The 16,659-nt window shown below is 70.6% G+C and carries 14 protein-coding genes; 5 read left to right on the forward strand and 9 right to left on the reverse strand.

Annotated features, from left to right (window positions below):
* Positions 1 to 185: 185 nt before the first annotated feature.
* Genes AB0O15_RS35270 through AB0O15_RS35285 form a run of 4 tightly spaced genes read right to left on the reverse strand, consistent with a single transcriptional unit; the run spans position 186 to position 5,990 of the window.
* Complete coding sequence (locus AB0O15_RS35270) at positions 186 to 1,010, reverse strand: carbohydrate ABC transporter permease (RefSeq protein WP_364327986.1); 825 nt, start codon at positions 1,008 to 1,010, stop codon at positions 186 to 188.
* On the reverse strand, positions 1,007 to 1,936 hold the full coding sequence (locus tag AB0O15_RS35275) for a sugar ABC transporter permease (protein ID WP_364327989.1): 930 nt from the start codon (positions 1,934 to 1,936) through the stop codon (positions 1,007 to 1,009). Before AB0O15_RS35275 ends, AB0O15_RS35270 begins: the two co-directional genes overlap by 4 nt.
* 2 nt (positions 1,937 to 1,938) lie before the next feature.
* The gene (locus AB0O15_RS35280) at positions 1,939 to 3,264 is read right to left on the reverse strand and encodes an ABC transporter substrate-binding protein (protein ID WP_364327992.1); all 1,326 of its coding nucleotides are present in this window, start codon (positions 3,262 to 3,264) and stop codon (positions 1,939 to 1,941) included.
* The gene (locus tag AB0O15_RS35285; protein ID WP_364327995.1) at positions 3,261 to 5,990 is read right to left on the reverse strand and encodes a glycoside hydrolase family 78 protein; all 2,730 of its coding nucleotides are present in this window, start codon (positions 5,988 to 5,990) and stop codon (positions 3,261 to 3,263) included. The genes AB0O15_RS35280 and AB0O15_RS35285 overlap by 4 nt, the downstream gene beginning before the upstream one ends.
* A gap of 189 nt (positions 5,991 to 6,179) precedes the next feature.
* Between AB0O15_RS35285 and AB0O15_RS35290 the strand changes: the two genes are divergently transcribed.
* Positions 6,180 to 7,130 (forward strand): AraC family transcriptional regulator, encoded by a 951-nt coding sequence (locus AB0O15_RS35290; RefSeq protein WP_364327998.1) that lies wholly within the window; start codon positions 6,180 to 6,182, stop codon positions 7,128 to 7,130.
* Here AB0O15_RS35290 and AB0O15_RS35295 read toward each other — a convergent pair.
* Positions 7,116 to 7,394 (reverse strand): hypothetical protein, encoded by a 279-nt coding sequence (locus AB0O15_RS35295; RefSeq protein WP_364328001.1) that lies wholly within the window; start codon positions 7,392 to 7,394, stop codon positions 7,116 to 7,118. The genes AB0O15_RS35290 and AB0O15_RS35295 overlap by 15 nt on opposite strands.
* Before the next feature lie 108 nt (positions 7,395 to 7,502).
* Between AB0O15_RS35295 and AB0O15_RS35300 the strand changes: the two genes are divergently transcribed.
* Positions 7,503 to 7,940, forward strand: a complete 438-nt coding sequence (locus AB0O15_RS35300; protein ID WP_364328004.1) for a GNAT family N-acetyltransferase — start codon at positions 7,503 to 7,505, stop codon at positions 7,938 to 7,940.
* Here the strand turns inward: AB0O15_RS35300 and AB0O15_RS35305 are convergent.
* Positions 7,937 to 8,473 (reverse strand): TetR family transcriptional regulator, encoded by a 537-nt coding sequence (locus AB0O15_RS35305; RefSeq protein WP_364328006.1) that lies wholly within the window; start codon positions 8,471 to 8,473, stop codon positions 7,937 to 7,939. The two genes, AB0O15_RS35300 and AB0O15_RS35305, sit on opposite strands and share 4 nt — an antisense overlap.
* 71 nt (positions 8,474 to 8,544) lie before the next feature.
* Between AB0O15_RS35305 and AB0O15_RS35310 the strand changes: the two genes are divergently transcribed.
* Complete coding sequence (locus tag AB0O15_RS35310; protein ID WP_364328008.1) at positions 8,545 to 9,216, forward strand: SDR family oxidoreductase; 672 nt, start codon at positions 8,545 to 8,547, stop codon at positions 9,214 to 9,216.
* A 39-nt stretch (positions 9,217 to 9,255) separates the two neighbouring features.
* Here the strand turns inward: AB0O15_RS35310 and AB0O15_RS35315 are convergent, their stop codons facing one another.
* Together AB0O15_RS35315 and AB0O15_RS35320 are read right to left on the reverse strand one after the other, a co-directional pair.
* Positions 9,256 to 10,290, reverse strand: a complete 1,035-nt coding sequence (locus AB0O15_RS35315) for an RICIN domain-containing protein (protein WP_364328009.1) — start codon at positions 10,288 to 10,290, stop codon at positions 9,256 to 9,258.
* 117 nt (positions 10,291 to 10,407) lie between these two features.
* On the reverse strand, positions 10,408 to 11,157 hold the full coding sequence (locus AB0O15_RS35320) for a hypothetical protein (protein ID WP_364328011.1): 750 nt from the start codon (positions 11,155 to 11,157) through the stop codon (positions 10,408 to 10,410).
* 39 nt (positions 11,158 to 11,196) lie between these two features.
* Here AB0O15_RS35320 and AB0O15_RS35325 point away from each other — a divergent pair, with 39 nt between their 5' ends.
* On the forward strand, positions 11,197 to 11,979 hold the full coding sequence (locus AB0O15_RS35325; RefSeq protein WP_364328013.1) for a sulfotransferase: 783 nt from the start codon (positions 11,197 to 11,199) through the stop codon (positions 11,977 to 11,979).
* 71 nt (positions 11,980 to 12,050) lie between these two features.
* On the forward strand, positions 12,051 to 12,218 hold the full coding sequence (locus tag AB0O15_RS35330) for a hypothetical protein (RefSeq protein ID WP_364328016.1): 168 nt from the start codon (positions 12,051 to 12,053) through the stop codon (positions 12,216 to 12,218).
* Between the two features lie 4 nt (positions 12,219 to 12,222).
* Here AB0O15_RS35330 and AB0O15_RS35335 read toward each other — a convergent pair whose 3' ends face one another.
* A complete protein-coding gene (locus AB0O15_RS35335) occupies positions 12,223 to 16,560 on the reverse strand; it encodes a glycoside hydrolase family 2 TIM barrel-domain containing protein (RefSeq protein ID WP_364328019.1) in 4,338 nt (1,445 codons plus the stop codon).
* Positions 16,561 to 16,659: the final 99 nt, after the last annotated feature.

Raw genomic sequence — 16,659 nt, forward strand, 5'->3', positions numbered from 1 at the left:
GCGCGGTGGCCCCGAGCGCGGTGGCCCCGAGCGCGGTGGCCCCGAGCGCGGTGGCCCCGAGCGCGGTGGCCCCGAGCGCGGTGGCCCCGAGCGCGGTGGCCCCGAGCGCGGCGGCTCGGGGGCGCGGCGGCACGGGAGCGCGGCGGCACGGGAGCGCGGCGGAGTGGTCGGGGGAATCGAGCGCGCTAGCCCTTGACGGCTCCGGAGGTCATGCCGGCGACGATCTGGCGGTTGAAGAACAGGAACATGATCAGCGGCGGGATGGTGACCAGCAGGATGTCGGTGAAGAGCAGGTTGTACTGGGTGTTGAACTGGCTGTAGAAGTTGTAGAGGGTCAGCTGGACCGTGGCGTTCTGTTCGCCGGGCAGGAAGTACAGCGGGTTCACGAAGTCGTTGAAGACGTTCACCGACTGCACCAGGATCGCGGTGATGGCGACCGGGCGGAGCAGCGGGAAGATCACCCGGAAGAAGAGCCGCAGCGGGGTGGCGCCGTCGATGATCGCGGCCTCGTCCAGTTCGCGGGGGATCGTCGAGATGAACGCGCGGAACAGCAGGATGCAGAAGCTGAGCCCGAACGCCACCTCGACCAGGATCAGGCCGGGCATCGTGCGGAACAGCCCGAGCCGTTGCAGCACCCAGATCGTCGGCACGACCGCCGGCGGCATGATCAAGCCGGCCAGGACGAGGCCGTTGACCAGCGCGCTCCAGCGGCTCGAGCGGCGTTGCAGGGTCCACGCCACCATCGCCGACAGCACCACCATGATGGTCACGCTGGCCACCGTGAGGATCGTGCTGTTGATGAACGCGATGATCAGCAGGTAGTCGCGCGCCTCGATGACCGCCTGGAGGTTATCGAGGAACTGGAAGTTGCGCGGCCAGGCGAAGGTGAGCTCGGACGCCTGCGTACGGTCCATGAAGGACGTGAGCAGGATGAAGGCGAAGGGTACGAGGAACACCACGACCGACGCCAGGATCGCGAAGGCGCTGAGAAACCAGCGGGGCCGGGTCACATCTCCACCTCCTTCCGGTTCAGGAAACGCCAGAGCGGGAAGACGATCGCCGTCACCACGATGAACAGCACGACGTTGCCCGCGGTGGACAGGCCGTAGAAGCCGGCCTGGTACTGCTTGTAGATCACCGACGCGATGACGTCCGAGGTGAAGCCGGGGCCGCCCCGGGTCATCGCCCAGATCAGGTCGAACGATCGCAGCCCGCCGATCAGCGACAGGATGATGACGGTGACCGTGGCCGGGCGGGCCAGCGGCAAGATGATCTTGCGGAAGTTCTGCCAGGCGCCGGCGCCGTCGACCCGGGCCGCCTCGAAGTACTCCTGCGGGATCGACACGATGCCGGCGATGTAGATGAGCGTGGCCAGCCCGACGCCCTTCCACACGTCGACCAGGGCCACCGACAGCAGCGCGTAGCTGGGATCGGTCAGCCAGCCCGGGCCGTCGATCCCGACCTTGCCCAGGGCCTGGTTGATCAGGCCGCGCTCGGGGTTCATCAGGATCGTGAACGTCAGGCCGACCCCGATGGTGCTGACCAGGGTCGGGAAGAACACCACCGAGCGCAGGTAGCCGCGGGCGATGATCTGCGAGGTCAGCAGGATGGCCAGCGCCATGCCGAGGACCACCTTGAGGCCCGAGGTGACCACGGCGTAGACCAGCGTGTGCCACAGGCCCGAGAACAGCGCCGGCTCCCGGAAGAACAGCGCGTAGTTGTCGAAGCCGATGAACTCGTTGGAGAACAGGCTCCAGCGGGTCAGGCTGAAATAGAGCGCCAGCACGGTCGGGACCAGGAACAGGATCCCGTAGATGGCGGCCGCGGGCGCGTAGAACCAGTAGGGGTAGGGGCTTTGTCGTCGTCCCGCGGAGGGGGCCGGACCGCGCTTCGCGACCCGGCCCTCCGTGCGGCCGGCGGCGGTGGACGTCGCCACTGCTACCAGCCTTCCAGCCCGAGCTGTTGGGCCTGCTTCTTCACATCCTCGTCGTAGAGGGCCGCGCCGGCCGGCGCCTTACGGATGCCGGAGCCCACCTCGACGCAGATCTGCTCCAGCGCCGGCCCCTTGACCGGGGACAGGAACTCCAGCGCCAGGCTGGACGTGTTCTGCCCGTCGATGTACGTCTGCATGTCCTTGGCCACCTGCGGCACGTCGGCCGGGAGCTGGCAGCCGGTCACCGCGTACGGCCCGGTCGGCGCCGAGGCCGTGGTCTGCGAGGTGCAGCCGTCGGGGCTGCCGACGAAGGCCAGGAACTTCTTGGCCGCCGCCAGCTTGTCGCCGGTCGTGGTCTGCGGGATGTAGAGGCCGTTGGGCGTCCACACGGTCAGGCCGTTCTTGGCCGCGTCGTTGCCCGGGATGGGGAACAGGCCGACGTCCTTGGCCTGATCCTTGTAGTTGGCCACGATGGTGGCGATGGTGCCGGACAGGATCGGGTAGTGCACGCCCTCGCCCTTGGCGACCATCCGCAGGCCGTCGTCCAGCTTGGCCGACGCGAAGTCCTTGTTGAGGTAGCCGGCGTCGTGCACCTCCTGCAGGTGCTGGAAGCCGAGCAAAGCGTTCGGGTCGCTGGCGTACTTGGCCTGGTTCTTCGTGTACTTGTCCGGGAAGTCCGGCTCGGCGGCGAGGACGTTGTGGAAGTCGCCCAGGATGAACAGCTGCGACGTCCACGTCTCCTGGTAGGTCTGGATGACCGGCGCCGCCTTGCCGTCCGCCTTGATCTTGGCGTTGTTGGCCATGAACTCGGCCCAGGTCTTCGGCACCTGGAGGCCGAGCCGCTGGTAGATCGGCCGGTTGTACATGATCCCGCCGGCCGAGAAGGTGCCCCACGGCACGCCGTAGAGCTTGTTGTCGGCCGACACGGTCTTCTTGAAGTTCTCGTCGAGCTGGCCCGCGTACGGCTGGTCGGTCACGTCGACCAGGTTCTTCTGCGGCGCGATGGCCTGGAACAGCGAACCCGAGTTGTACATGAACACGTCGGTCATGTCCCCGGTGGACAGCCGCGTCTTGATGATGTTGTCGCCCTCGGTGCCGGCCGGGCGGGTCTCGACCTTGACCGTGATGTCGGGGTTCTTGGCGGTGAAGTCCTTGGCCAGCTGCTCGCCGGCCCGGACGGTGTCCTCCGAGTTGTCCACCAGCAGGGACAGCGTGACCTTGCCGCCCTCGCCGCCGTCGTCGTTGGAACCGAGGCTGCCGGCGCTGCACGCGCCACCGGCGGCCATCGTCGCGGCGGCCAGCGCCCCGACGGCCATGGTGCGAAATCTCATCTCGACCTCTCAAGAAGGGTTTGCAGGGCGGCGCGGAACGCTTCTGCGCCGGGTACGAAGCCTCGGCCGGTGGCGGCGTCCGCCAGGTCGGTGGTGGGTGCGTCGAGGTAGCGCGCGAGGCGGTCGGCCAGCGCGGCTTCGCCGTCCGCGACGCCCGCTTCGGTCGCCGCGGCGACCACGCGCTGCCAGCTCGGTTCGTGGTCCATCAGCCGGCGGATGGTCGCGCCGGTGGGCAGCTCGGGTTCTTGCGCGTACGGGTCGTCCACGGTCCATTCGTGTACGCCGTGCGCCACCTCGACCGTGTCGCCGCCGGGGATCTCCACGGTGGCGCGGCTGCCGACCGGCACGGTGACGGTGAGCGTGAGCCGGCCGCCGGCCCGCTCCCATCCGGCGGCGGCCTCGCCGTACGGCGTCAGGTGCCGGGCGCTCGCCGACGTCAGCGCGTGACCGGGCAACGGGCGTACCGAGATCGTGCGGTAGCCCGCGTCACCCGGCGCCAGACCGGCGACCCGGCGGTGCATCCAGTCCGCGACCGCGCCCAGCGCGTAGTGGTTGAACGAGGTCATCTGGCCCGGGTTGATGCTCCCGTCGGGCAGCATGCTGTCCCAGCGCTCCCACACCGTGCTGGCGCCCATGGTCACCGCGTAGAGCCAGGACGGGCAGCCGGTCTGCAGCAGCAGCCGATACGCCAGCTCCGGCTCGCCCGCGTCGGCGAGCACGTCGGTCATCAGCGGCGTGCCGACGAAGCCGGTGCTGATCCGGTAGCCGGCCGCGCGGACCAGGTCGGCCAGCCGCTGACCGGCCCGTTCGCGCTGCCCGTCGTCCGGCAGCAGGTCCCAGTGCAGGGCGAGGGCATAGTTGGTGGCCGAGTCGGAGAGCACCCGGCCGCCGGCCGTCGTGTACTCCCGGGCGTACGCCGCGCGGGCCCTGGTGGCCAGGTCGGCGTACTGCTTCTCGACCGCCGTGTCACCGGTCACCGCCGCGGCCTTCGCGACCAGGCCGGCCGAATAGGCCAGGTGCGCGGTGGCGATCACGTCCGGGTCGGCCTTGGCCCGGAACGGGTCGGCCGGCGGTGCGGTCGGGTCGAGCCAGTCGCCGAACTGGAAGCCGCCCTGCCACAGCAGGTCCGGGCCGGCCAGCTCGACCATCCGGTCGACCCAGCCGCGCATGCTCGGCAGCTGGCGGGCGAGCAGGCCGGCGTCGCCGTGCGCCCGGTAGACCACCCACGGCACCACGGTCGCGGCGTCGCCCCAGGCGGTGGCCGACGGTCCCGCGTCGCGGATCACGTCCGGGATGACGAACGGGACCGAGCCGTCCTTCTGCTGCTCGGCGGCCAGGTCGGCGAGCCAGTTGGTGAGGAAGCCGGCGCTGTCGTACAGGAAGGTGGCGGTGGGGGAGAAGACCTGGAGGTCGCCGGTCCAGCCGAGCCGTTCGTCGCGTTGCGGGCAGTCGGTGGGCACGTCCAGGAAGTTGCCGCGCATGCCCCATACGACGTTCTCGTGGAAGCGGTTGAGCAGGTCGTGGCTGCTGGTGAACCACCCGGTGCGCTCCAGGTCGGAGTGCAGCACGACGGCCTGGATGTCGTCCTTCGCCAAGGCAGGAACACCGGTCACCTCGGCGTAGCGGAAGCCGTGGAAGGTCAGCTCCGGCTCCAGCGTGACCTCGTCCGGGCCGGCCAGGATCCAGGTGTCGGTGCACTTGGCGGTGCGCAGCGGGCGTACGCCGAGCTCGCCGTTCTCCAGCACCTCGGCGTGCCGGATGGTGATTTCCTGCCCGTTTTGTCCATCGCGGACCCTGAGCCGCACCCGGCCGACCACGTTCTGCCCGAAGTCGACGAGGGTCTTCCCGCTCGGTGACGCCGTGATCGCCTTGGCGCTGACGATCTCGGTGATGCGTACGGGTGGGCCGTCCGGCGCCACGAGCCGGCTGAGGTCGGCGTCGACCACGCTGACGGGCTGCGACGGCGCATCGAGGTGGCGGAGGTCGGTGGTCTGGCCGTCGTAGAGGTCGTTGGCCGTCACGGTGCTCGCCCGCGCGGTCCACGAGCCGTCGGTGCCGAGCAGGTGCGTCTGCCCGTCCTCGGTGGTGACCTCGAGCTGGGCCAGCAGGGCGAGGTGGTCGCCGTAGAGGCCGCGCTGGCCGCGGAAGCCGAGCCGGCCGCGGTACCAGCCGTTGCCGAGCTGGATGTCGAGGCGGTTGGCGCCGGTGCGGACCAGGCCGGTGACGTCGAAGGTCTGGTAGCGCAGGCGGTGCTGGTAGGCGGTCCAGCCGGGGGCGAGCTGGTGGTCGCCGACGCGCTGCCCGTTCAGGTGCGGGATGTAGAGGCCGTGGGCCGTCGCGTACAGCCGCGCCCTGGTGATCGAGAAGGGGATGTCGAGGGAGGCGCTGAGGATGGGCGCCTCGGCGTCCGGGTCGCCCTGGACGAATCGGGCGGTCCAGTCGCTCGGCTCGAGGAGGCCGGCTTCGGCTTCGGCGTACTCGCTCCAGCTGTCGTTGACCTTCACCCGGACCCGCACCCGGTCGCGGGATCTCAGCGGCGCCGCCGGCCACGGGACCAGCACCTGCTCGTCCGACTCGACCCGGAACGTCTCGGCCGGACCGTCGTTGCGGCTGATCTCCAGCTCGTACGCGGTCTGGGGCTCATCGTTCCACCACGACAGCCGGGGCGTGGCGGTGCCGATGCCGAGGGCTTCGGTGTGGTGCTCGAACCGGAGGCGGTGGGGCATGTGCTCGACTCCCTGAAACGATTCATTGAGAAGGCGCGAAGGTGGAAGCGGTTTCCGGAAAATGTCGGGGGGATTGCGGTCGTCTCCCGATCCTGCGTGGCTCAGGTCACACTCAGCTAGCCCAGACTTGACCGGTACTAGCACGAACTTCACCTGGGACCGGTTCCGGAACCGCCCTATACTCGGTCGATGAGGGAGTTGCCGGTCAACACGTCAACCGATCTCATGCATCTGACGGACGGCGCCATGGCCTACGCGGGCCACTGGCAACACGACGGTGTCTGCCCCACCCACACCCACAGCTTCGTCGAGGTCGCCCTGGTGATGTCGGGTCACGGCGTGCACCACAGCCTGGCCGGCCGGCAGGAGACGCGCGTCGGCGACGTGGTGCTGCTGCGGCCCGGCGTGTGGCACGGGTACGAGGACTGCCGGCAGCTCGACATGTACAACTGCTGCTTCTCGGTCGAGCTGCTCCAGCACGAACTGTCCTGGACCCGCGAGGACCCGCTGCTCGGTTACCTGCTCTGGTCGGGCCCCTATTCCGGTCAGCGCCGCGGCATCCTCACCGCCCACCTCGGCCCGGCCGACCTGGCCGAGTGCGTCAGCCACCTGGACGCGCTCAGCGCCCTGCGGACCAAGCCGACGAGCTTCTTCCGCGGCGACGTCATCGGCCGGCTGTCGCTGTTCCTCAGCGCCCTGGCCCGAGCGGTGATCGTCGACGGCGGCGACGTGCTGGCCGGCGTCGTGCACGCCACCCATCCCGCGGTCGTCGAGGCGATGCGGATGATGGAGGACCGCCCGGCCCACCGGTGGACGCTGGCCGAGCTCTCCGACGCGCTCCACCTCGCGCCCGGCTACCTGGTCCGGCTGTTCAAGTCCGCGACCGGGCTGCCGCCGATCGCCTATCTGGCGCGGCATCGCGTCGAGCTGGCGGCGACCCAGCTGCTGCGTACGGACGAGCCGATCGCCCGCATCGGCGAGTCGGTCGGCTGGCCCGACCAGAACTACTTCGCCCGCCGCTTCCGGGCCCACTTCGGGCTGAGCGCCTCGGCCTACCGGTCCCGCTTCACCAACAACGCCGTGCGGTTGCGTACGTGGGACGCCCCGCCGCTCCGCGGATCTCTGTCACCTGCCCGCTGACGATGGTGGTTCGTCGAACTCGCCCAGCGCGTACCGCAGGCCTTGATTGAGGTCGTGGATCGCCTGACACAGCTGGTCCTCGGTCGCGGCCGGCGCGATCAGCCCCTCGTGGGCCAGCCGCTCGCGCAGCCGCCCGAGCAGATGGGACGATACCCCGCCGACCATCAGCTCACCCTCGAGGACGGCGAGCAACCCGATCAACGCGGCCAGGTCACGAGCCCGGCAGAGCCGCAGCGCCAGCCCGTCACCCAAGCCGTCCCCCATGGCGACACCTTAGTGAAGTTTTGCTCGAGCGCGTCGACCGCGCGCAGTTCCTGCAGCATCATCCGGACACCCTCCTGACGGTTGCGGGAAACTGCCAAACTTCTTCGAATGGATGTACAGCTTCGCCCGGTCCGGCGGCAGGACGCGGCCCGACTCGTTCCGCTGCTCGACCAACTCGGCTATCCGACCACCGAGGCGGCCGTGCACGAGCGGCTCGACCACTGGCTCGACGCCCCCTCGGGCCGGCTCATCGGCGCCGACGACGACGGCGTCCTGGTCGGCGTCGCGGCGCTGGCGATGATGCCGCTGCTCGAGGTGACCGGATACCTCGGGCGCCTGATCGCCCTGGTCGTCGACGAGCGCTACCGCAGCCTGGGTGTCGGTCAGTCCATGGTCCGGGCCACCGAGGAGCAGGCCCGGGCGGCCGGCTGCGTCAAGCTGGAGGTCACCAGCAGCCGCTACCGGACGAGAACCCACGAGTTCTACAAGCAGCTCGGGTACGAGGACATCTGCTCGTCCAGCGCCCGCTTCCTCAAGAGCCTCTAAGGGCGGGGCTCGGTGAGGGCCTCGCGGGCCGCGGCCAGGATGCGGTCAGAGACCGGGGCGCCGGCGGTCGCGCGGGCCAGGGTGACCGCGCCGACCAGGAGGCTCAGGGTCACCAGGTCTTCGCCCTCGTCACCGGCCAGCCAGCGGGCGTAGCGCTCGATGGCGTCGGTGAAGTTCGCGCGGGCGGCGGCGTCGGCGGGCTCCCGGGCCACGTCGGGGGCCAGGGCGACGGCCGAGCATCCCGCGCCGGGCCGGTCCCGGTGGGCGGGGGAGAGGTAGTCGTCGAAGAACGTCGACAGGGCGGTGTTCGCCCGCTCGGCCCGCTGCTGGGCGAACGTGGTCTGCACGGCCTCGGCGACCAGCGCCTCCTTGGACGCGAACTGCTTGTAGAAGCCGCCGTGGGTCAGCCCGGCCTCGGCCATCACGTCGGCCACGCTGACCGCGTCCACGCCTCGTTCGCGGAAGAGCCGGCCGGCGGCCTCCACGACGCGTTCCCGGTTCTCCCGTGCCTGTGCCTGCGATACCCGTCCCATCCGCCCAGTATAGATGTCTGGTGTCATCTATCACCTTGCCGCTATTAGATGACGTGCCTAATCTAAAGGGCATGGATCTCCAGAACGCAGTTGCTCTCGTCACCGGGTCGAATCGCGGCTTCGGCCGTGCCCTCGCCGCTCAGCTGGCCGATCGCGGCGCCAAGGTCTATGCCGGGGCCCGCGACCCGGAATCGGTCGACCTGCCGGGCGTGATCCCGGTGCGGCTCGACGTCACCGACCCCGGCCAGATCGTCGAGGCCGTCGCGGCCGCGCCGGACGTCACCCTGCTGATCAACAACGCCGGGGTGGACACCGGCGCCGACCTGCTCACCGGCGACCTCGCCGAGATCCGGCGGGAGATGGACGTGCACTACTTCGGGACGCTCGGCGTGACCCGCGCGTTCGTGCCGGTCATCGAGGGGAACGGCGGCGGCGCGATCCTCAATGTGCTGTCCGTGCTGTCCTGGACGCACCCGCCGCGCTTCGGCGCGTACGGCTCGGCCAAGGCCGCCGGGTGGGCGCTGAGCAACGCCCTGCGCGCCACCCTGGCCGACCGGAAGATCACCGTCACCGCGCTGCACGTCGGCTTCATGGACACCGACATGGCCGCGGCCGTGCCCGCCGGCCAGAAGACCGACCCGGCCCTGGTCGCGGCCCTCGCCCTCGACGGGGTGGCCGACGGCGCGCCCGAGGTGATCGCCGACGACTTCACCCGCGCCGTGAAGAGCCGCCTGGCCGCCTGACGCGAGGCCCGGTCAAACGAGGCCGGGTGGTACAACCGCCTAGGGCAGTGCCCAGTTCTGGCCGGAGCCGCCGCAGGCCACCACGGCCACGTCGTTGTCGTTGCTGGACAGGCACTGCTTGGAGCCGTTGTTGACCAGCGTGTTGCCGGGGCCGGCGCGCCACTGGCCGGCGGCCGCGTTGTTGCAGACGCGGACCTTGACCTCGCCGCCCTCCTGCACCGCGCAGGAGCCGCCCACCCTCAGGGTGCCGTCCTTGGCCAGGGTGAAGCGCTGCGACGAGGTGTTGTTGCAGTCGCGGGCCACCAGCTCGTCGCCGAGCAGCAGGATGCCGGCGTCGATGTCGAGGCAGTTGCCCGACGCGGCCACGACCGGGCCGACACGGTCCGCGGCCGGCGGCGGCGCGAGGGTGGCCGGCGGGGTGGTCTGCGTGGGCGGGCCGTTTCCGTTTCCGTTTCCGTTGCCGGCGGGCGGCAGGGGGAAGTTCGGCGTGTTGATGCCGGGCGCGGCCGGTGGCTTGGTCGCGGCGCTGCCCTTGGCGCCCGTCGCGGAGGGTGACGCGGAGCCCTTGGACGGGCCGGCCGAGGGGGCGCCGGCGGGGGCGGAACCCTCCGGTGAGCCGGGTTGCCCGGCCGCGGGCGGTGCGGGGCGCGGCGCCGCGGCGGTCGGGGTCTCCTCCTCGTTGCCCGGCCAGAGCGCGAACATGGTGACCGCGACCGCGATGACCAGGGCGAGCCCGGAGCCGATCAGCCAGACCATCTGCCGGCGGTCGGACTCGGGATTGACGTGCGACACCGGAGGCTCACGGTCGCTGTCGCCGGGCAGCACCATCGGCGTGGGGTCGGGCACGAAGACCGGGCCGGTCTGCTCGGGATCGTCCTGGTAAGGGCGCTCGAAATCGGGCTGCTCCGGAAAGGTGTCTTCCGGAAAATCGGGCTCCTCCGGGAAGGCGCCGCCCTCGGGCAGGCTGTAGTCGGGGGAGTCCGGCGGGATGTACGGCCGGACGAGGACGTTGTCGCCCGAAGGAGGCGTCGACGGAGGATCCCCATAGCCCGAGTAGTCCTCGAAGTCGCGCACTGCTCCCACCATCCCGGCCGTCGATACCACCGGGCGGCAAAATACCGGGATCAAGGTCAATAGTCACGTTTCAATCAGACGACGGACGTAACCTGCCTGGTAGGGCAAATGTCGACGTCAGAGCAGCCACGGATCGAGCTGTCCGCCGCGCGGCGGGTCGGTCACCGCGGGTGGTGGCGGGCGTCGCTTTCTGGTCACGTTCAGCAGCGGGCCGAGCAGCCGTCCGAGCGGTCCCGGGCGCCCGGCGCCGAGCCGGGTGAAGTCCCGCCGGGACGGGCCGGTCGGAATGTCCTTCGGCAGCGACGCGGCGGCCACCAGCCAGGTCGGCAGCCCGAACATCCGCAGCACCCGGGACAGCCGTTCCGACTCGATCATGCTGTCGGTGTCCAGCCGCTCGGACAGCAACTCGGCCAGGTCGGCGGCGGCGGAGGGGTTGCCGAGGGCCGCGGCGAAGGCGGCCGCGTGCTGAGTTCCGTACGGATCATCGAGAACGTCTTCTTCCGCACCCGGCTCGCGGGAGGGATCGCTCAGATAGCGCCCGGCCTCCTCGCCGTCCACCCAGACCGCGAGCAGCAGCTGCCGGTCGGCGCGCACCCGGACGGCCAGCACGGTCCCGCCCAGCCGCTCGGCGAGGAACGAGGCGACCCCCACGACGCCCCGCCGGCCGGCCGCGACGGTCCCGGCCCCGGAGGCGGTGACGATGGGCAGCCAGCCGTTCTCGGGCGCGCCGACCCAGCCGCTGAACCGGATCTCACGTAGCGCGGCGCCGACCTCGGCCGGTCGGAGCAGGACCGCCGCGTACGTGTAGCCCTCCGGCCCGTCCGCCGACGGTGACGGAACATTGCCGGGATAGCCCGGGAAAACCATGGCCCGCGTCCTCTCCGCGCAACGGGTCGTTCACTCACCATGCGTGAGCACATCCCCCAGCAGGTACGAAAAGCGCTTTCCCCCTTGCGCCGTGGCGGCACCCGGCTGGTGCGCCGGGGCATCCGGGTCGCGAGCAGGCACGTCGGCGTGGTGGCCGACTACGAGTACCTGTTCGTGCTCACCTACGGCCGCTCGGGCTCGACGTTGCTGGCCGGCCTGCTCAACTCGATCCCCGGCTACCGCGTGCGCGGCGAGAACTACAGCGCCCTCTACCGGATCTACCAGGCCGACGCCGCGATCGCCAAGGCCCGGGAGAGCTTCTCCGGCGCCGACCATCTCAGCCCGCTCAGCCCCTGGTACGGCACCCCGCGGGTCCGGGAGAACCGGTTCCGGGCCGGCCTGCTGAACAACTTCGTCAGCAACGTCCTGCGTCCCGAGCCGGGCGACCGGGTGCTCGGCTTCAAGGAGATCCGCTACACCCCGGTGCACATCCCCGACCTGGCCGAATACGTCGCCTGGCTGCGCCGCTCGTTCCCCGACCCGCGGATCGTGATCAATCACCGGGACCCGGCCGCGGTGGCCCGCAGCGGCTGGTGGCCGGACAAGCGGAACGCCGAGAAGACGATCCGGGCGGCCGACGAGCGGCTGTGGAACATCCCGGCCGACGACCGGCACCACCACTTCAGCTACGACGACATCGACGACGGCCTGGCCAACGTGCGCGCGCTGTTCGACTTCCTGGGCGAGCCGATGGACGAGGCAACGGTGCGTGAGGTGCTGGGTACGAAGCACAGCGCGTATCCGGCGACGGATGGCAGATGATTACCCCCCGATTGCCTGAATGTCATGTGTCGGTGGTTTACCGGTACGGGCTGGTCGGCCACCGTGGACCCATGATTGCTGTCGCCGGTATGGCGCTCGCAGCCGGCGCCGGCGTGTTGCTCGCGGCCCTGGAAAACCCGAACGCCGGGAACAGCCCGCGCCTGCGCAAGCTCTGCACCGTTCTGTTGATCGCGTCGGGCGCCACGCTGGCCGCGGCGGGCGCCGACGCGATCTGGTAGGGATTCAGCAGCTCAGGCGGGCACCGGCCCAGTCGGCGTGATCCAGGCCGTTGCCGTCGCCGGCGTCGGTCACCCGCAGTTCGAGGGTGCTGCCGCCGGTCAGGTCGACGTCGATCGGAACGGCCGCGCCGTCGCCGGTGAGCCGGGCCGTCTGGGTGAGCTGCCGCCCGTCCAGCCAGGCCGAGAAGAGCACCGAGCCGCCGCTGCCGGTCTCGTCGTCCACGCCCGCGTCGGCGCGGAAGCGTGTGCAGCTCCCGCCCAGCGGCACCCGGACCACCGACAGGGCGTGAACCCCCAGACCCTTCGGGTACGCCCGACCGGCGATGCTCAGCGTGTCGCCGTCCCCGGCCGCCTGCTCGCCGTTGCTCAGGTCCCGTTCGGCCGGCCCCCAGCCGTTGCTGACCGCCTCGAACGGCCGGTCGCTCAGCCAGGCGTAACCGGGCGGCAGCGGCGTCGCCACGGTCGCCGACGCGGTGGTGGTCGAGGTGAAGCCGCTGGGTGTCGTGCTGACCACGGTCGCGGTGAGCTGATGAGTGCCCACGTCGGTGCCGGCCGGCGCGGTGACCTGGAAGGACGCCGTGCCGTCGCCGCCGAGGGACACCGACGGCGGCGTCACGGTCCAGCCGTCCGGCACGTCGAGCGTGACCGTGGCGCTGGTCAGGCCTTCGGCGCAGCGAGCGGTCACGGTCACGTCCACGGTCGCCGGGGTGCCGGGGGTGACCGTGTCCGGCGCGTTCAGGCCGACGGTCGGCGGGCAGGGTGCCGGCACGTCGGAGTCGGGCACGCCGCCCCGGGCCGCCTCGCCGGTGGTCAGCGGGCGAAGGACCAGCTCCTGGGCGTACGGGCGGTGGGCGGGCAGGCGGTAGGGCGGGAGCACCGAGTTCGGCGTCTCGCCCATGCCCGTCTCGCCGGCCAGCGCGTGCAGCGTGACCCAGCCGCGGTTCTTGACCAGGGGCAGCTGGTGGTCGTACTCGGCCCGGGCCAGCTCGTCGTACGCGGTCACGCTGACGTCGTTCATGCCGCCGACCAGCAGCCCGTCGCGGCCGTCGGTGAGCGAGGCCCAGCGCGCGTCGGTGTGGTTGCCGTACGCCTGCGGCCGCGAGTACCGCACGTACTCGTCGGCGACCGTGCTGCGGTAGACGCCCATCGCCGCCCCCGACTTCCGGTCGTTGTAGGTCTCGTGCGGGCCACGCCCGTAGAACGCGAACTTCTGCATCGCGTCCGGGACCTTCACCGACAGACCCACCCGCGGCAGGTACGGCAGGGAAGCCGTCCCGGAGCCCGAGGGCGTGACCTGCTGCCGCAGCGTGACCGTGCCGTTCCGGTCGATCCGGTAGCGCAGCGTCTGGTCGAACGCGATGGTCTTCCCGGCGTACCGCTCGACCACCTCGACGACCGCGGCGTCGGGCTCGGCCGAGGTGTGCACCGAGGTGACCGTGTGTGACAACGCGTCCAGGCCGATGTCGTGCCAGACCCCGCCGTCGTTCACATTCCAGTCGTACGTCTCGTTGCTGGTCGGCGGGCGGTAGACCGACAGCGCCGGCCCGCCCTTCAGCAGCTCCCGGCCGCCGGCCCGCATCGAGGCCAGGGTGCCGCCGTCGAAGCGGTACCGGAAGTCGTCCCCGCTCACCGTGATCGTGCCGGCGGTGCTGGTGAGCTTGGGCGCCCCGCGTACCGGAGCTGGGAGAACACCGGGAACCGCCCGGCCGCCGGCCGCGAACTGACCCTGACCCAGCACCCACCCGGCGCGCGCCCACTCGGTCGCCCGGGCGCTCAGCGCTTGCACCGTGAGGAAGCGTTCGCGGTCGTGCGGGTTGGCCGGCGCCTGATCAACCGTCACGTCGGCGCTCGCGCCCGGAGCGAGAACGAACGTTCTTTCTCCCTTGCGCAACAATCGCTCGGCCTCGGTCAGCTTCCACGTCACGCGCAGTGAGTGCGAGCCCGCCTGCTGCTCGTTGGTCAGGCGCACGACCGTGGGCGAGACCTGCGAGACGCGGATCGGGGACTGCGCCCAGGCCATCTCCTGCGTCTCGGGCTGGAGGTAGCGGTCCGAGCCGACCAGGCCGTCGGTGCCGGAGAGGCTGATGCCCAGGCTGAGGAAGTCGCCGCGGCGCTGCGCCGACTCGAATTCGAGGGCCAGCACCGGGTCGGCGCCGGCGCCGTAGACGCGGGCGTAGTCGACCTCCCCGTGCCCGGTGCGCGCGCTCCACAGGTCGTTGTCCAGCTGGGTCTCGGCGTTGTGGCCGATCTGCACCTCGTACAGCCCGGGGTCGATCTTCCCGGTCTTCGCCGCGGTCGCCACCTGGACGCCGTCGATGAGCAGGCGCAGCGCCGAGCCGTCGTAGGAGCCGCTGACCGTGTGCCAGGTGTCGTACCAGTCGGCCGGGACGTCGGCCGCCACGGTCGTCCAGCCGCCGATGTCGGCGCCGAACTCCAGGGTGTCCCGGTCGCGCATCTGCACGGCGTACCCCAGGCCCTTGGTCAGGATCGGGAAACTGCCGGACCACGCGCCCGGCTTGACCCGCGCCTCGAGCCGGACGGCGTCGGTGAGGTCGAGGGCGGGGGAGCGGAAGGTGTCGACGAAGTCGTCCAGGCCGGAGAGGTCGACGGCGCCGTCCGCCACCGTGGGCTTGCCGACCAGGAAGGCGTTCTCGCCCACGAAGTAGAGCGGCTGGCGCAGGTTCTGCTCGGCCCAGTCCCAGATGAAGCCGCCCTGCATCGACGGATATCGGCGGGCCAGCGCCCAGAACTCGTCGAAGTTGCCGAGGCTGTTGCCCATCGCGTGGGCGTACTCGCCCATCACGATCGGCTTGGCGCTGCTCTGCGTCCGCGCCTCCAGCCGGGCCGGCGTCGGATAGCGCGGGCCGTCCACATCGGCGAACGGCGCGTCGCCGTCCGGGCTGTTGGACTGGTGGTAGAGCAGGCGGGTCGGCTCGTGGGCGTCGGCCCAGGCGGCCATCGCGTAGTGCGCGGCGCCCAGCCCGGCCTCGTTGCCGGTGTCCCAGAAGATGACGCTCGGGTGGTTCTTGTCGCGCTCGACCATCCCGCGGAACCGGTCGGCGAACGCGGCCTGCCACTCCGGACGGTCGGCCAGGCACTGGCTCGGGCAGCTCTCGTGGTTGTGCGTCTCGATGTCGACCTCGTCGTCGATGTACATGCCGTACTTGTCGGCGAGGCGGTAGAGGTACGGATCGCTCGGGTAGTGCGAGGTGCGGACCGCGTTGACGTGCAGGCGCTTGAGCGTGAAGACGTCCTGCTTCATGAACTCCCGGGTGGCGGCGCGGCCGGTGTCCGGGTTGGTCTCGGCGCGGTTCACGCCCTTGATCAGGATGCGTTTCCCGTTGACCAGGATTTGCTTGTCCCGGACCTCGAGGTCACGGAAGCCGACCGCCTGCGACGTGGTGTGCACGACCTTGCCGTTGCTGGTGAGCTGGAGGATCAGCGTGTAGAGGTTGGGCTCCTCGGCGCTCCAGCGTTTCGCGCCCGGCACGGTCAGGCGATCGGTTCCGGTGGCGACGAGCTTCCCCTTCTCGTCGAGGAGCTTCGCGGTGACCTGACCGCTTCCCGCGATGGTGGTCCGCACGGTCATCGTCTCGCCGGCCGTCGTGACGTACGCGTCCTGGAGGTGATTGGTCTCGGTGCGGTAGAGCCACACGTCGCGGAAGATGCCGCTGTAGCGCCACTGGTCCACGTCCTCCAGGTAGGCGCCGGAGCCCCAGCGGTGCACCTGGACGCTCAGCTGGTTCCGGCCGGGCCGCAGGTGGTCGGTGATGTCGTACTCGGCCGGGGTGTAGCCGCCCTGGTCGTACCCGACGTACTCGCCGTTCACCCAGACCAGGTAATTGCTGGTCACGCCCTCGAAGCGGAGGACCGTGCGCTTGCCGTCCCACTCGGCCGGCACGGTGAACGTCTTGACGTAGGCGCCGGTCGGGTTGACGTCGCGCGGCACCCGCGGCGGGTCGTCCGGCACGATCTCGGAGGGAATGTTCCGGAAGATCGGGTGGTCGATGAAGTCGGACTGCCAGGTGTGCGGCACCTGGGCGGTCGGCCAGTCGCCGGCCTGGTCGGCGAAGTCGGCGGGCACGTCGGTCGGCTTGTCGAAGATCTTCAGCCGCCACGCGCCGTCGAGCGACATCGAGTACGGGTTGGCCGCGTTCCGCTCGGTCACGTCGGCCGCGGCCGACCGCTCGTCCGGGTACGGCCGGAGGTCGGCGTGCGGCTCCTCCTGGCCCTCCTGGGTGAGCTGTGGATCGTCGAGATAGCGGTAGATGTCGAGCGGCTCGGCGGCCGGTGGCGCCGCGAGCGACCCGGTCATCAGAAGCACGACGGCAGCGAGACGCACGGCACCTCCCCGTAACAGATCGACAATGAACGATGTTTCTTCTTTCGGGGTCGTCCGTCAAGACTTTTAAGCGGTAATTTTGGGCGTTTCAACCGCTCT

This window comes from Actinoplanes sp. NPDC089786 (assembly GCF_040684855.1).
In the GTDB taxonomy this organism is placed as follows: Bacteria; Actinomycetota; Actinomycetes; order Mycobacteriales; family Micromonosporaceae; genus Actinoplanes.

Excerpts from the sequence above, each read along its gene's own strand:
- AB0O15_RS35280 (WP_364327992.1), bottom strand. The coding sequence starts at position 3,264 with ATGAGATTTCGCACCATGGCCGTCGGGGCGCTGGCCGCCGCGACGATG.
- AB0O15_RS35285 (WP_364327995.1), bottom strand. The coding sequence starts at position 5,990 with ATGCCCCACCGCCTCCGGTTCGAGCACCACACCGAAGCCCTCGGCATC.
- AB0O15_RS35290 (WP_364327998.1), top strand. The coding sequence starts at position 6,180 with ATGAGGGAGTTGCCGGTCAACACGTCAACCGATCTCATGCATCTGACG.
- AB0O15_RS35295 (WP_364328001.1), bottom strand. The coding sequence starts at position 7,394 with ATGGGGGACGGCTTGGGTGACGGGCTGGCGCTGCGGCTCTGCCGGGCT.
- AB0O15_RS35300 (WP_364328004.1), top strand. The coding sequence starts at position 7,503 with ATGGATGTACAGCTTCGCCCGGTCCGGCGGCAGGACGCGGCCCGACTC.
- AB0O15_RS35305 (WP_364328006.1), bottom strand. The coding sequence starts at position 8,473 with ATGGGACGGGTATCGCAGGCACAGGCACGGGAGAACCGGGAACGCGTC.
- AB0O15_RS35310 (WP_364328008.1), top strand. The coding sequence starts at position 8,545 with ATGGATCTCCAGAACGCAGTTGCTCTCGTCACCGGGTCGAATCGCGGC.
- AB0O15_RS35320 (WP_364328011.1), bottom strand. The coding sequence starts at position 11,157 with ATGGTTTTCCCGGGCTATCCCGGCAATGTTCCGTCACCGTCGGCGGAC.
- AB0O15_RS35325 (WP_364328013.1), top strand. The coding sequence starts at position 11,197 with ATGCGTGAGCACATCCCCCAGCAGGTACGAAAAGCGCTTTCCCCCTTG.
- AB0O15_RS35330 (WP_364328016.1), top strand. The coding sequence starts at position 12,051 with ATGATTGCTGTCGCCGGTATGGCGCTCGCAGCCGGCGCCGGCGTGTTG.